Below are 13,507 nucleotides of genomic sequence, written 5' to 3'. Positions count from 1 at the left end.
CCATGACCGCCGTCACCCGTAGCGAGCACGATCTGCTCGGTGACCGGGACGTTCCCGCCGATGCCTACTGGGGTGTTCACACCCTGCGTGCCACGGAGAACTTCGCGATCACCGGGACGCCGATCTCCGCGTACCCGCACCTGATCGACGCCCTCGCCGCCGTCAAGGAGGCCGCCGCTCTCGCCAACGAGGAGCTCGGGCTGCTGGAGCCGGAGAAGGCCGCCGCCATCGTCGCCGCGTGCCGGGAGATCCGCTCCGGCAAGCTGCACGAGCAGTTCGTCGTCGACGTCATCCAGGGCGGCGCGGGCACCTCGACCAACATGAACGCCAACGAGGTCGTGGCCAACCGGGCGTTGGAGCTGCTGGGCAACGCCAAGGGTGAGTACGAGTTCCTGCATCCCAACGAGGACGTCAACCTCGGTCAGTCGACGAACGACGTGTACCCGACCGCCGTCAAGGTCGCGACGGTCTTCGCGGTGCGCGGGTTGCTCAAGGCGATGTCGGTGCTCCAGGACGCCTTCGCCCGCAAGGCCGTCGAGTTCCGCGACGTACTCAAGATGGGCCGTACGCAGTTGCAGGACGCGGTGCCGATGACGCTCGGGCAGGAGTTCTCCGCGTACGCCGTGATGATTGACGAGGACCGGTCCCGTCTGGCGGAGGCGGTCGAGTTGATCCATGAGATCAACCTGGGTGCCACGGCCATCGGCACCGGCCTCAACGCTCCCGCCGGCTACGCCGAGGCTGCCCGCCGCCACCTCGCCGCCATCACCGGACTGCCGCTGGTCACCGCCGCCAACCTGGTGGAGGCGACCCAGGACTGCGGGGCGTTCGTGCAGATGTCCGGCGTGCTCAAGCGGATCGCCGTGAAGCTCAGCAAGAGCTGCAACGACCTGCGGCTGCTGTCGTCCGGGCCGCGCGCCGGCCTCGGCGAGATCAACCTGCCGCCGGTGCAGGCCGGTTCGTCGATCATGCCCGGCAAGGTCAACCCGGTGATCCCCGAGGTCGTCAACCAGGTCGCCTTCGAGGTGATCGGCAACGACGTCGCCATCACCATGGCCGCCGAGGCCGGACAGCTCCAGCTCAACGCCTTCGAGCCGATCATCCTGCACTCCCTCTCGGAGTCGATCACGCACCTGCGCGCGGCCTGCCTGACCCTCGCTGAGCGCTGCGTGGACGGCATCACCGCCAACACCGAGGCGCTGCGCCGCAGCGTGGAGAACTCCATCGGCCTGGTCACCGCCCTGAACCCGCACATCGGGTACACGGCGGCCACCGACATAGCCAAGGAGGCCCTCGTCAGCGGGCGGGGCGTGGCCGAACTCGTCCTGGAGAAGGGCCTGTTGCCCGCCGAGACCCTCGCCGACCTGCTCCGCCCGGAGATCGTCGCCGGCAGCGGCCACGTACTGCCCTGACGGCCGCTGACACCGGTGCCGGCCCGTCAGTGACTGAAGAGGAACGAAAATGAGACTGCAGGACGTGAACGCTGTGATCACCGGAGCATCGAGCGGCATCGGCCAGGCGGTGGCCTCCCACTTCCGCCGAGAGGGCGCCAACCTGCTGCTCACCGGACGGCGACCCGAGCTGCCCGAGAGTCACCCGGATGATCTCTACCTCCCGGGCGACCTCAACGACGAGGCCTTCGTCTGCGAACTCGCCGCCAGAGCGGCGGATCACTTCGGTGACGTGGGAGTGGTCGTCCTCTGCCACGGACTTCAGAAGTCCGGCCCGCTCTCGGAGACGACTGCCGATGACGCACGCGACCTGCTCCACAGCAACCTCCTGAGCGCCTTCCTGGTGATGAAGCACCTGATGCCGCTCGCTCCCCGGTCCGGCGGGTCGATGGTGTGCGTCAGCTCTCGCCTCGGCATGGTCGGCATGCCGAACCAGACCTTGTACTCCGCCGCCAAGGGCGGCCTCATCGCGCTCGCCCGCGGCGCCGCCATCGAATGGGCGCCCCGCGGCGTCCGCGTCAACGTGGTGGCACCCGGTCTGACCATGACGCCGATCATCGAGGCCTCGTTCCAGCGACGCCCCGACCCTGCTGCCTACCGGCGCGTCAGAGAGGACTCCATCCCGCTCCGCAGGCTCGCCACACCCGAGGAGATCGCCGACGCGGTTCTCTTTCTCGCCTGCCCGGAGTCGTCGTATGTGACCGGTGCCGTCCTGCCCGTGGACGGAGGCTACACGGCGTTCTGAGCCCCACGGGGCGGGCGCCGGTCATGCCCGGGCCTGACCGCGCGTCACGGCGATCACCAGTCCGCGTCGCTCCATTGGTCCAGCAGCGCTTCGGCCATGTCCGCGTCGGGTTCGGCCGACGTGCTGTGGAGCGACTGCTCCGTCCAGATCACCTTGCCGCGGGGCAGGTAGCGGGTGCCCCAGCGCTGCGTGAACTGGGCGACGAGGAACAGGCCCCGCCCGCCCTCGTCGGTGTCGGCCGCCCGCCGCAGGTGCGGTGAGGTGCTGCTGCCGTCGGCGACCTCACAGATCAGGCTGGTGCCGTCCCGGAGCACCCGCAGCCGTCTTGGCTCGGCGCCGTAGCGAATGGTGTTGGTGACCAGTTCGCTGATCACGAGTTCGGTTGCGAAGGCGAGATCCTCCAGCCCCCACTCCGCGAGGCGGCGGCCGACATCGGCTCGGATTCCGGCGACGGCGGCGGGATCTGCGGGCACCTCCCAGTCGGCGACCAGGGAGGGGTCCAGCAGGCGGGTCCGGGCGACGACCAGGGCGATGTCGTCGCTCGGACGGGCCGGCAACAGGGCCTCGAGGACCGCCTGGCACGTTTCGTCCGGAGTCCGGCCCGGGCCTGCCAGGGCCTCGCACAGCATGTCCAGACCGGTGTCGATGTCCCGGTTCCGGTCCTCGACGAGACCGTCGGTGTACAGGACCAGCTGGGAGCCCTCGGGCAGGGTGAATTCGGCACTCTCGAAGGGCAGGCCGGCGCCCAGCCCCAGCGGCGGGGAGACAGGCACCTGTACCTGCTCGACCGTGCCGTCCGGGTGTACCAGGGCCGGTTCCGGGTGCCCGGACCTGGCAAGCGAGCACCGCCCGGCCACCGGGTCGTAGACGGCGTACAGGCAGGTCGCTCCCGTGATTCCGCCGCCATCGATCCCCTCGCCGTCGCCCCCTTCGCTGTCGACCCGGGCGACCAACTCGTCCAGATGCCTGATCAACTCGTCCGGTGAGAGATCGAGGGACGAGAAGGTGCGCACCGCGGTGCGCAGCCGGCCCATGGTGGCCGCGGCGTGCAGGCCGTGGCCGACGACGTCGCCCACGACCAGCGCGACCCGGGCCCCGGGCAGCGGAATGACGTCGAACCAGTCGCCGCCCACGCCGGCCCGGGCGGGCAGATAGCGGTGGGCGACCTCGACGGCGGACTGGTCGGGCACGGAGCGTGGCAGCAGACTGCGTTGCAGGGTCACGGCGAGGGCGTGCTCGCGGGTGTAACGGCGGGCGTTGTCGATGGCCACCGCGGCGCGGGCGGCGAGCTCCTCGGCGAAGGCCAGGTCCTCTTCTCCGAAGGCGTCCTGCTCCACACGCCAGAAGTTGACCATCCCCAGCACCACGCCGCGGGCTTGCAGCGGCACGGTGATCAGGGAATGCAGACCCGAATCCAGGATGCGCCGGGCGCGTTCGGGGGCCTGGGCCCGCCAGCCGTGCGAGGCGCTCAGGTCGGAGACCATGACGGGCCGGCCGTGCTGGACGCTGTCGGCCGTGGGGTTGCCGGGCAGGAAGCGGATGAGCTCGCCCACCGGGTAGAGCGGCCAGGCCCCCTTCACGCCGTGTACCGCCGTGCGGCGCATCTCAGGGCTTGGCCCGACCGGTTCATCACCCTCCAGGACCGGATCCTGAAGGTCGACCGTGACGACGTCGGCGAATCGGGGGACGGCCACGGCGGCCAGTTCCTCGGCGGTGCGCTTCACGTCCAGCGTGGTACCGATGCGCACTCCCGCTTCGTACAGCAGGCGGAGCCGTTCTCCGGTCACGGCTGCCCGGCCCGCCAGGGCCTGCAACTCCGTGGTGTCGCGCAGCGTGGCCACACTGCCACGCTGGCCGCCGTGCTCGTCGACGGGCCGGATGTTGAGCGCGAGCAGTCGGTCACCGGCCAGATGGATCTCGTCAGTGACGGTCCGGCCCGAGCGGAGCAGCTCCGTGGTCCCCGTTTCCAGGCCCAGTTCCGTGATGCGGCGCTGCTCGGCGTCCGCGGGCAACTCCAGCAGCCGCCGTGCCTCGTCGTTGGCCAGCAACAGCCGTCCGTCGCCGCCGACGATCAGGACCCCTTCCCGCACCGCGTGCAGCACCGCGTCGTGGTGTTCGTACATCCGGGTCATCTCGGCCGGGTCCAGGCCGTGGGTCTGGCGACGCAGACGCCGCGACACCAGTGCGGTACCGCCCGTGACCAGGGCAAGTGCCCCGCCGACGGAACCGAGCAGGAGCGGCATCTGGTGCCGCACGACGGCGTTCACGCTCTTGACCGTTACCCCGACCGACACAAAGCCGACGATCCTCTCCCCACCGGTGTCGAAGACGGGAACTGTGGATTCCACAGCCAGGCCGAGGCTGCCTTCGAAGTCCTGGGTGAAGGGTCGGCCGGCAGCCGCCCCCTCGCGAAGGCCGAAGACATGTTCCCCGATCCGTCTCGGGTCCGGGTGCGTCCAGCGATATCCCCGCGGATCGATCGCGACGACGAAGTCGACGCCCGTCAGCTTGCGTGTCTCCTCCGCCCGGGGTTGCAGTACGGCGGTCGGGTCGGTCGACTTCATCGCTTCAACCGTCCCGGGGGCACGCGCGAAGGTCTGGGCGACTCCCAGCGAGAGCTGGCGGGCCTCCTGAGTGCTCGTGTACCGGGCTTGCAGGACGAGCGCCACCCCCGCGGCAGCGCCGAAAAGGATCACCAGAACCAGCTGCCAAAGGAACACCTGACCTGCGACGCTGCGCGCGTTCAGCATGGAGCGCACACGGGTTCCGGGCGGCCGGTCAGAGGGCCTCTGGGGCCGGTCGCGCCGACCGAAAATGCTGGTCATGTTCACGGGATGTCCCTCCCGTCGCCCGGCAGGAGTCGGTGGCGGAGAGGGCAGGACCGGCCAGGCCCGGCCCCCTTCAGTGTGGTCTCAGGACCGCACCCATTCCTGCCAGCGCTTGGTCACGGCGTCCTTGTTCTCCACCCACCAGTCGACGTCCAGGTCGAAGCCGGTGTACAGGTGCTCCGGGGAGCTGGCCAGGTCCGCGGCGGCCCTGGGAAGGTACTTGTAGGCAGCGGGCACGACCGGGCCCATGGGGTAGACCTCGGCGAAGCCGGCCTGCACCTCGGGCCGCAGGGCGAAGTCGATGAGCCTGTAGGCGGCGTCGACATTCCGGGCGCCGATGGGGATGCCGAAGCCGCTGCTCTGCCGGCGGGCGCCGTTCCACTGATAGGCGAGCGGTGCGCCCTGCTTGATGAGCTGGTTGGGGCGGCCGTGCCAGACGCTGGAGGCCACGACCTGCCTGCGTTGCAGCAACAGTCCCGGCGTAGCGCCGTCGACCCAGAACTCGCGCACGGAGCTCTTGATCCCGTCGAGCACTCGGAAGGCGCGGTCGACGTCGAGGGGATAGAGCCTGTCCTTGGCCACACCGTCAGCGAGAAGGGCGAACTCCAGCTCCGGTGGGCCCGCGTCCGGGCCCTGCAGGGCACGGCTGCCCGGGAACGCACCGGTGTCCCAGAAGTCCGCCCAGGACTGCGGCGTCTTCCCGCCGAAGGCGTCGGTCCGGAACGCCATGACGCTGGCCCAGTAGTTCTTGCCGACGCCGTACGAGGTGAGCAGCGACTCGGCGATGCCGGCGTTCCTCGCGCTCTTCAGCCGGTCGTAGTCGAGCTCCTGCGTGGCCTCGTCCCGCTCGAAGCGTGCCAGTGCGCTCATGTCGATGTCGATGACGTCGAACTGCGGGCGACCTTCCTTGATCTGCGCAAGGATCTGCGCGTAGAAGGGGATGTTGACCACGCTGACCTGGATGCCGGTCTCTTTGCTGAACGGCTCGTAGACCGCCTTGCGGTTCGCTGCGCCGTAGGCGCCGCCGATGTCACGGACGACGAGCGTCTTGCTGCTTCCGGCGTCGTTGGTCTTCCGGTCGGCACGGCCTCCGCATGCGGTGAACGAAGTGGCGGCGGCGCCTGCCGCGACGGAGCCGATCCCGCGTAGAAAGGCCCTGCGGTCGATCCTGACGTCCATCACCGTATGCCTCCTGCGAAACGGGGTGCGAGGCCCGTCGGCGCGGGCTGTTCGCGGGACGCCGTCGACGCTCGTCGCCTGGGCGGACGCCGGACCATGGGTCAGCCGGGGCGACTGTGAGCCGGGTCACGCCATGGTAGGACCATGCGGTCAGGGATGCCATGACCTGGCACTACACCGCGGCGACAGCGGGCGCCGTCGCCGATGGCGGCGCTGATCGCGGTCGGGGGTGGCCAGGCCCGCGGCGCAGGGGCAGGCGATGAGCAGCATGGTGATCGCCCGTCGGGCGTATCGAGTGGGGACGTACGCGATCCCCGCGAGGCGAAGGAGACGGGGACGAAACGGCGGGTGAAGGCAGTGGTGACGGTCTGGATCGGGGCCCGGTCGGCCTGTGCCTCCTCGACCCGGGTGTACGCGGGCACCCTCATCTCCAACGGCTCCCTGACCATGCGGGCCGCCTCCGTCGGGTCACGGACCAGCCAGCCCCGCTCCTCGCCGATGGAGAGCAGCTCCCGCCGATGGCGCGTGGGGTGCGGAGTGGCTCGGCAGCCCTTCGGCCGGTCGCCGGCCTCTTCAGCACCTCGTCGTAGGGGCGGTAGTCCGGTCAGTACGCCTGTTCGGGTTCAGGCGAGGTCATGACGGCCTTCCCAGAGCTGCGCAATGACGTCGTCCAGGGGTACGGCCATGGCCCGCCCGACGTTGAGCCAGTCGTCCTTGGCGTGGCCGAGGAGGTAGTCGCGCCGTTCTGGTACGCGCTCCGCGCGCCAGTTCGTGATCAGCGCGCGCAGCGTGAGTCGTGCCAGCGCGGCAATCGGCAGCAGCGGAAGTTCCCAGTCCTTGATGGGGTGTGCCCGTTCGTAGCCGGCGACGAAGGCGCAGGCATCCCGCCAGGGGTGATCCGGCGCCCGGCCGAGCAGGTTCGCCAGGGAGACAGCAGGGTCGAAGATCACGGCACTGCGCATGGTGTCACCGAAGTCGATGACGCCGGTGACAAAGTCGTCGCTCTGCGGATCCACCACAACGTTGTAAGGGCTGTAATCGCCGTGGATCACTTGCGTTTCGAGATCATTCAGCCTCGGGACGATGGCTCTGTCGAAAAGCCGGAAGACCTCCTGAGCCAACTGACGGTGCTCGGTATTCGGCGTGTGCTCGACAAGTCCGGTCAGCTGGTGGAAATGCCGAAGGTCCCAAACCAGCCCTCGTCGGTCCGCAGGGTGCTCAAATGCTTTCAGCGCCACGTCGACTCGTCCCAGCATCTCGCCCACCTGGGCGAGCTGTTCCGCGGTTGGATTCGTTCGTGCCAGGACCGGACCTTCGACGAAGTCGAACACCCGCAGGATTCGAGTCCTGCTGTCGTTCGTTTTGATGGCCACGCGGTCGTCTCCGTCGACGGTCAGCTTCACCCGCTGGACCGGCAATTCCGGAGCGGTGCTTTGGAGAAAACGCATCACGGCGGTCTGTAGAGCGACAGCCATCTCTGCCTCGTCAGGGGGTGAAACCTTCACGAGGTAGTCGTTCGAGTCGGTCCTGAGCCTGAACGTGTCGTCCTTCTCCGTCGCCAGTCGATCGAGGCGTCCGCCGACGTGGTAACGCCTCTCAAGGAGGGCGCTCACCAGCATGACGTCGATGGGCTCGTGAGACGATGCCAGGCCGCTCTCCTCGAAGAGCCGTTGAGCGATTCTCATTGCCGGTGAGTTGTTCATGGTCATTTCCTTGGCCAGCCTGTTACAGACGGTCCTTCGCGATCTCGGAGAAGGTCTCCAGGAATCGGGTCACATCGGCGGAGGTGAAGGCGAGCGGGGGACGGATCTTCAGAACGTTCGCCGCTTTGCCCGTGCCGCTGATGAGGATCCGACGGTCGCGCATGTCGTTGATGACGTCTTCGGTGCGTGAGCGGTCCGGCTCGAGCGTCTCCCGGTCCTTGACGAGCTCCACACCGACGTAGAGACCGCTACCACGCACCTCAGCCACGTGAGGGGAATCCTTCGTGATCTCCTGGAGCCCTGTGCGCAGAGCCGTACCGTTCTCGAGAGCGCGCTGCTGCACGTTCTCGTTCTCGAAGACATCCAGGACCGCGGCGCCGGCGGCCACAGGGATCGAGCTGCCGGCAAAGGTGTTGAAGTAGCGAACGTTCTGTCCGAACTCCTCGCAGATCTCAGGGCGGAAAACCACACCGGAGATCGGCAATCCGTTGCCCATCGGCTTACCCATGGTGACGATGTCCGGCAGCACGGCGTGGCGGGTGAAGCCCCACATCGAATCCCCGAGCCGGGCGAATCCCGACTGCACCTCGTCCGCGATGTAGACACCGCCGGCCGCGTGCACCTCCTCCACGACGGCCCTCATGTAACCGACCGGGTCCGTGAAGATTCCATCGCTGGAGTAGGCGCAGTCGGTGATCAGTGCCGCGAGCCGGTAACCGTGGCGCTCGAGGTCGTCGATCGCGCCGCGCACCTGGTCGCGCATGTGCTCGGCGAGCGTGGATCCGGGCGCGACGAGGCGCGGGTCAGGAGGATCGATGAGCCGGACGTTCGGTCCCAGCGGTGATCCAGTGCCCAGAGTCGGCGAGAAGCTCGCCACCTCACGAGTGAGGCCGTGGTAGGCCCAGCGGGTCACGATGATGCCCTCACCGCCGGTGTGGAACCTCGCCACCCGCACCGCGAGGTCGTTGGCCTCCGACCCGCTGCACGCGAGACTCAGCTTCGACAGCTCCTCGGGGAAGGTCGCGAGAAGCCGCTCCGCATAGTCGACCAGCGACTCCTGGACGTAGCGGGTGTTGGTGTTGACTGCGGTCATCTGGCGGGAGACGGCCTCGGCCACGTGCGGGTGGGCGTGCCCGACGCACGGAACGTTGTTGTACGCGTCGAGGTAGTCGTTGCCGTCGCGGTCGATCAGGTGGGCTCCGTGACCGGAGACGAACTCGACCGGCTCCTTGTAGATGAGCGTGTAACCGGGACCGAGCACCTTGTCGCGGCGTCGGATGGTCTCCCGGAGGTGTTCGGGGAGCTCGCTCAGGCCGCCCGGGTCGAACCGGTTGGGGTAGTGGGCGAGGGCTCGACTCAGCGTCGAAGTCATCGTGGGCACACCTTTCGGCCTGGTTCCGTCGGAGCTGCTTGCTGCTGCGGCTGAGACCCTACCCATTTTTGGTTCCAGTTCCAACCTGAAACAAGAAACCGGCGTGAGCTGCACGGCGCATGGTCAGTTGGTAGGAGTGCATGACCCGTTGATCGTCGCGTCCAAACCGGGCCCGGCTCGCTCGGCGTATCGTGCTCGCTATGGTCATGAGGTGACCAGCAACCCCACATCGCGCGACTACAACAAGGCCTCGGTCCTTGATGTGGTCCTGACCCGGGCGCCCTTGACGCGGAACGAGCTCATCGAGCTCACGGGCTTGAGCAAGGCCACGGTGTCCCGAGCCGTGGAGGAGCTTCGGGCGGATGGCTTCGTCATCGACGGCGGAGTGGATGAGGTTGTCGGCCGCGGCCGCCGGTCCACCTATCTGGACGTGCCCGGCACGACCGGGCACGTCGTGGGTATCAGCTTCGGCGCGCAGACCACCTGCGTCCTCGTGACCGATCTGAGGGGCCGCGAGGTCCACCACGTGACGGTTCCCACCGAGGGCCACGACGAGGTCAGGGCCGGCGCCGAATGGCTGGTCGGCCTGATTGCGAAGGCCGGCGAATCCGCACAGGGACCACTGCGCCAGGTCGTCGCCGCGGTGCCGGGCCGGGTCCGGAACGGCAAAGAGATCTTCGGCCCGGCGGAGTCGATGAAAATCTTCACTGGCTCTGATCTTCAGCGAGCCATTGAAGACCTGATCAATGCTCCCGTGCTCCTCGACAGTGACGCCAATGCGTCCTTGCTCGGCATCCTCACCACCGACGCCACCGTCAGGAACGCCGCGCTCTTCGGCCTCAGCACCAACCTGAACTTCGCCAGCTGCACAGATCACGAGCTCGCCCGTGGGCGGACGCCTGCCTTCGGGGACATTGGTGTGCTCTCCTCCGGGGTTGACGATGAGATCCTCGATGAGCTGCTGAGCACAAGAGGTCTGCTTCGCTTTGCTCGCGGGCGCGGACTCGACCTGGAACGCATCGAAGACCTCTGGCTGGAACCGCACGAAGAGATGGCGCACGCCGAGGTGCTGGAAGCGTTCACCACGGCCATCGCGACCGCTGTCAGCGTCGTCGCCGTGATGCTGGACCCGGAATCGGTCTATTTCGTGGGTCGATTGCGCCCGCTTGTCGAAGAAGTGCTTCCCGAGGTGCGCAGGCGACTGGACCAGAGCCTTCCGGCCGTCCCAGAGATCAAGGCGGTGACGCAGGTGATCGGCCTGTCGACGGCAGAAGGAGCGGTGTACGCGTGCCTGACCATGGCTCAGGGCCGGCTACGAGACGCTGTGCTCGGGGCGCGTCGCCAGAGCCAACCTACAGAGCGATCCGCACCGGCCTTCTGACTCGGCCACCAAACCGACTCTGCCTGTGCCGACCCTGGCTGCCCGGTCCGTGTCGACACCCACCTGAAGTGGCGGCCGATGAGCGTCATGTCGGCCGGTACGGAGGCCCGCCCGTCCCGGTGGCGCGCGGGCCTCGGCCACCTCGCCGCGGCGTACGGGACACGGTCACCGCGCTCACCCTGTCCAGCGTCGTCAACCGCCCGCGAGGAGCGCGGAGTTCAACCCAGCCGTGGTGAGCAGCGCATCGGCAGGTACTCGCCGGTCAGCCGTTCAGCGCCAGGGGTTCGCGCTCGGTACGGAAGGCGGTCATCGCACCACGTCGGTGATGTGGTTGATGCAGACGACCTTGGGCTGGGTCATTTCCTCGAAGGCGAAGCGCACGCCTTCGCGGCCCATGCTGCCGTACTTGAATCCGCCGAACGGCATGGCGTCGAAGCGGTAGTCGGAGGAGTCGTTGATCATGACTCCGCCGGCTTCCAGCAGCCGGGCCGCGTTCAGGGCGTGGTCCAGGCGGGAGGTGAAGATGCCCGCGTGGAGGCTGTAGTCGATGGCGTTGGCCTGTTCGATGGCGTCCTCGAAGGACGTGAACGGCTGCAGCACGACGACCGGGGCGAACACCTCCTCCTGCCAGATGGAGCAGGTCGCCGGGACGTCTTCCAGGACGGTCGGCGCGTACAGGGCTCCGGCGACGGTGTTGCCGCACAGCAGCCTCGCGCCCTGGGCCAGGGCCGTGTCGATCTTGGCCCGGGTGGCGGCCGCGGCCTGCGGGGTGATCATGGGGCCGATGTCGGTGTGCTCGTCGAGGGGGTCGCCGACGCGCAGCAGCCTGGTGCGGGCGACGAAGGCGTCGCGGAAGCGTTCGTAGACGTCAGCGGCGATGAGGATCCGCTGGGTGCCGATGCAGTTCTGGCCCGCGGCCCAGAACGCGCCGGAGACGCAGGAGGTGACGGCCTCGTCGAGGTCGGCGTCGTCCATGACGATGACCGGGGCGTTGCCTCCGAGGTCCATGGCGAGCTTTTTCAGGCCGGCGGTGCGGGAGATGGCCTCGCCGGTGGTGAATCCGCCGGTGAAGGACACCATGCGTACGTCGGGGGCGGTCACGATCGCGGCGGCGATGTCGGCGTCGCCGTTGACGACGGTGACGATCTCCTCGGGCAGGCCGGCCTCGATGAGGGTGTCGACCAGGCGCAGTGCGGACAGCGGGGTCAGGGCGGAGGGTTTGAGGATGACGGCGTTGCCGCCGGCGATGGCGGGGCCGAGTTTGTGGGCGACGAGGTTGAGGGGGTCGTTGAAGGGGGTGATGGCGGCGATGATGCCGAGCGGTTCGCGGGTGAACCAGCCCTGCCGTTTCTCCGAGCCCTCGTAGGAGTCGAAGGGGATGACCTCGCCGGCGTTGCGCCGTGCCTCGGCCGCGGACAGGGAGAGGGTGTTGACCGCGCGGGCGACTTCCCTGCGGGCCTGGGCGATGGTCTTGCCGGCCTCACTGACGATCAGCTGGGCGAAGGACTCGGTGCGCCGCTCGATCAGGCGGGCGGCGCGTTCCAGGATCGCGGCCCTGGAGGCGCGGGACAGCGCGGCAGCGGTGAGGCGTCCGCACCTGGCCTGCTGCAGGACGCTGCCGATGGCGGCCGCGTCGGCGGTGGGCACGGAGGCGATGACCTCGCCGGTGTAGGGGTTGTGCACGGGCGCCGCGTCGGCGCCCAGTTCGATGCCGGGGGGCACGGCGGTGTCAGACACGGTGGCTCTCCTGGAGAACGGGGCGAGTGGGGGCGGTGTCGTCGTCCGCATGGCGCTGGTGGATGGCGATGAGGTCCGACAGCAGGGCGTAGGCGGTCTCGACGCGCCCGGCGCCCGGCCCGGACACCGTGACGGTGCCGAGGAGGTCGGTGTGGAAGGCGACCGCGTTGACGGGTCCGGAGATCCCGGCGAGCGGGTGGTGTGCGGGCAGGGCGAGCGGGGTGACGCGGGCGTCGACGCTGCCGTCCTCGTGGCGGGTGGCGGAGCCGACCAGCTTCCAGCGCAGCCCCTTCGAGGCGGCGTCCCGCACTTCGTGGGGGGTGATCGCGGAGATGCCCTCGCAGAAGACGTCCTCGCGGCGCAGGTCGGCGCCGAGGACCTCGTTGGCCAGGATCATGACCTTGAGCTGGACGTCGTGGCCCTCGATGTCCGCGGTGGGATCGGCTTCGGCGTACCCGAGCTCCTGGGCTTCGGCGATGGCCGCCGAAAGCTCGATGCCCTCTTCCAGGCGGCCGAGGATGTAGTTCGAGGTGCCGTTCATGATGCCCTGGACGCCGGTGATCTCCAGGCCGCCGAACATGCGCTCGGCGGTGCGCAGGATGGGGGTGCCGCTGAGCACCGAGCCCTCGAACTCGAAGCTGACACCACGCTCGGCGGCCAGTTGCTTCAGTGCGCGGCCGGTGAGCGCGACCGGTCCCTTGTTGGTGGTGCACACGTGCTTGCCCGATTCCAGGGCCCAGCGCACATGGGAGAGGGCGGGCTCGCCGTCGGTCGGGTTGGTGAACGTCGCCTCCACGACAATGTCGGCCGGCACCTCACGGATCACCCACTCGTTGCGCGGATCCGCGCTGCCGCCAGGCAGACCCGCGAAGCTCAGCTCCCCGGGATCGGCGGCCAGCAGCGGCGCCAGATCGATGCCGTCGGTGTCCACCAGGGAACCGGCCCGCAGATCGGTGATCGCCACCACCCGCAGGGCGAAGCCCAGCTCCTTGGCCAGGCGCTCCCCGCTCTCGGATATCAGCTCGGCAAGCGCGCGATTGACGCCGCCGAATCCGATGAGGGCGAGATCGTATCGGCCCATGAGATCGCTCCTTCACAGTCCGCCGCCTTC

Annotated in this window: 9 protein-coding genes; 3 read left to right on the top strand and 6 right to left on the bottom strand. The window is 68.6% G+C overall.

All coding sequences use genetic code 11. From position 1 onward, the window contains the following. Positions 1-2: 2 nt before the first annotated feature. Entirely contained in the window at positions 3-1,412 is a 1,410-nt protein-coding gene (gene aspA / locus IE325_RS01480; protein ID WP_190067785.1) for an aspartate ammonia-lyase, read from the top strand. A gap of 49 nt (positions 1,413-1,461) precedes the next feature. Then, on the top strand, positions 1,462-2,196 hold the full coding sequence (locus IE325_RS01475; protein ID WP_190067784.1) for an SDR family NAD(P)-dependent oxidoreductase: 735 nt from the start codon (positions 1,462-1,464) through the stop codon (positions 2,194-2,196). Between the two features lie 53 nt (positions 2,197-2,249). Here IE325_RS01475 and IE325_RS01470 read toward each other — a convergent pair whose 3' ends face one another. From IE325_RS01470 to IE325_RS01455, 4 genes are all read right to left on the bottom strand, one after another. Beyond that, a complete protein-coding gene (locus IE325_RS01470; RefSeq protein WP_190068473.1) occupies positions 2,250-4,946 on the bottom strand; it encodes a SpoIIE family protein phosphatase in 2,697 nt (898 codons plus the stop codon). 162 nt (positions 4,947-5,108) lie between these two features. Further along, positions 5,109-6,206 (bottom strand): ABC transporter substrate-binding protein, encoded by a 1,098-nt coding sequence (locus tag IE325_RS01465; RefSeq protein ID WP_190067783.1) that lies wholly within the window; start codon positions 6,204-6,206, stop codon positions 5,109-5,111. Positions 6,207-6,826: 620 nt separating this feature from the next. Then, complete coding sequence (locus IE325_RS01460; protein WP_229911607.1) at positions 6,827-7,906, bottom strand: phosphotransferase; 1,080 nt, start codon at positions 7,904-7,906, stop codon at positions 6,827-6,829. Positions 7,907-7,928: 22 nt separating this feature from the next. Beyond that, a complete protein-coding gene (locus tag IE325_RS01455) occupies positions 7,929-9,278 on the bottom strand; it encodes an aspartate aminotransferase family protein (protein WP_190067782.1) in 1,350 nt (449 codons plus the stop codon). A 211-nt stretch (positions 9,279-9,489) separates the two neighbouring features. Between IE325_RS01455 and IE325_RS01450 the strand changes: the two genes are divergently transcribed. After that, positions 9,490-10,659 carry an ROK family transcriptional regulator gene (locus IE325_RS01450; RefSeq protein ID WP_190067781.1) on the top strand — a complete coding sequence of 390 codons (1,170 nt, stop codon included), beginning with the start codon at positions 9,490-9,492 and terminating at the stop codon, positions 10,657-10,659. 306 nt (positions 10,660-10,965) lie between these two features. Here the strand turns inward: IE325_RS01450 and IE325_RS01445 are convergent, their stop codons facing one another. Further along, a complete protein-coding gene (locus tag IE325_RS01445; RefSeq protein ID WP_190067780.1) occupies positions 10,966-12,396 on the bottom strand; it encodes an aldehyde dehydrogenase family protein in 1,431 nt (476 codons plus the stop codon). Next, positions 12,389-13,477, bottom strand: coding sequence for a homoserine dehydrogenase (locus IE325_RS01440; RefSeq protein WP_190067779.1), 1,089 nt, complete (start codon positions 13,475-13,477; stop codon positions 12,389-12,391). The genes IE325_RS01445 and IE325_RS01440 overlap by 8 nt, the downstream gene beginning before the upstream one ends. Between the last annotated feature and the right edge of the window lie 30 nt (positions 13,478-13,507).

The organism is Streptomyces lanatus (genome assembly GCF_014655715.1).
GTDB lineage: Bacteria > Actinomycetota > Actinomycetes > Streptomycetales > Streptomycetaceae > Streptomyces > Streptomyces lanatus.
Note: the sequence above shows the minus strand (reverse complement) of the source record. Positions and strands in the feature narration are given on the sequence as shown.

Bases quoted from the DNA above. Each gene is read 5' to 3' on its own strand.
- IE325_RS01470 (WP_190068473.1), bottom strand. From the start codon at position 4,946: ATGCTGAACGCGCGCAGCGTCGCAGGTCAGGTGTTCCTTTGGCAGCTG.
- IE325_RS01475 (WP_190067784.1), top strand. From the start codon at position 1,462: ATGAGACTGCAGGACGTGAACGCTGTGATCACCGGAGCATCGAGCGGC.
- IE325_RS01460 (WP_229911607.1), bottom strand. From the start codon at position 7,906: ATGAACAACTCACCGGCAATGAGAATCGCTCAACGGCTCTTCGAGGAG.
- aspA (WP_190067785.1), top strand. From the start codon at position 3: ATGACCGCCGTCACCCGTAGCGAGCACGATCTGCTCGGTGACCGGGAC.
- IE325_RS01455 (WP_190067782.1), bottom strand. From the start codon at position 9,278: ATGACTTCGACGCTGAGTCGAGCCCTCGCCCACTACCCCAACCGGTTC.
- IE325_RS01440 (WP_190067779.1), bottom strand. From the start codon at position 13,477: ATGGGCCGATACGATCTCGCCCTCATCGGATTCGGCGGCGTCAATCGC.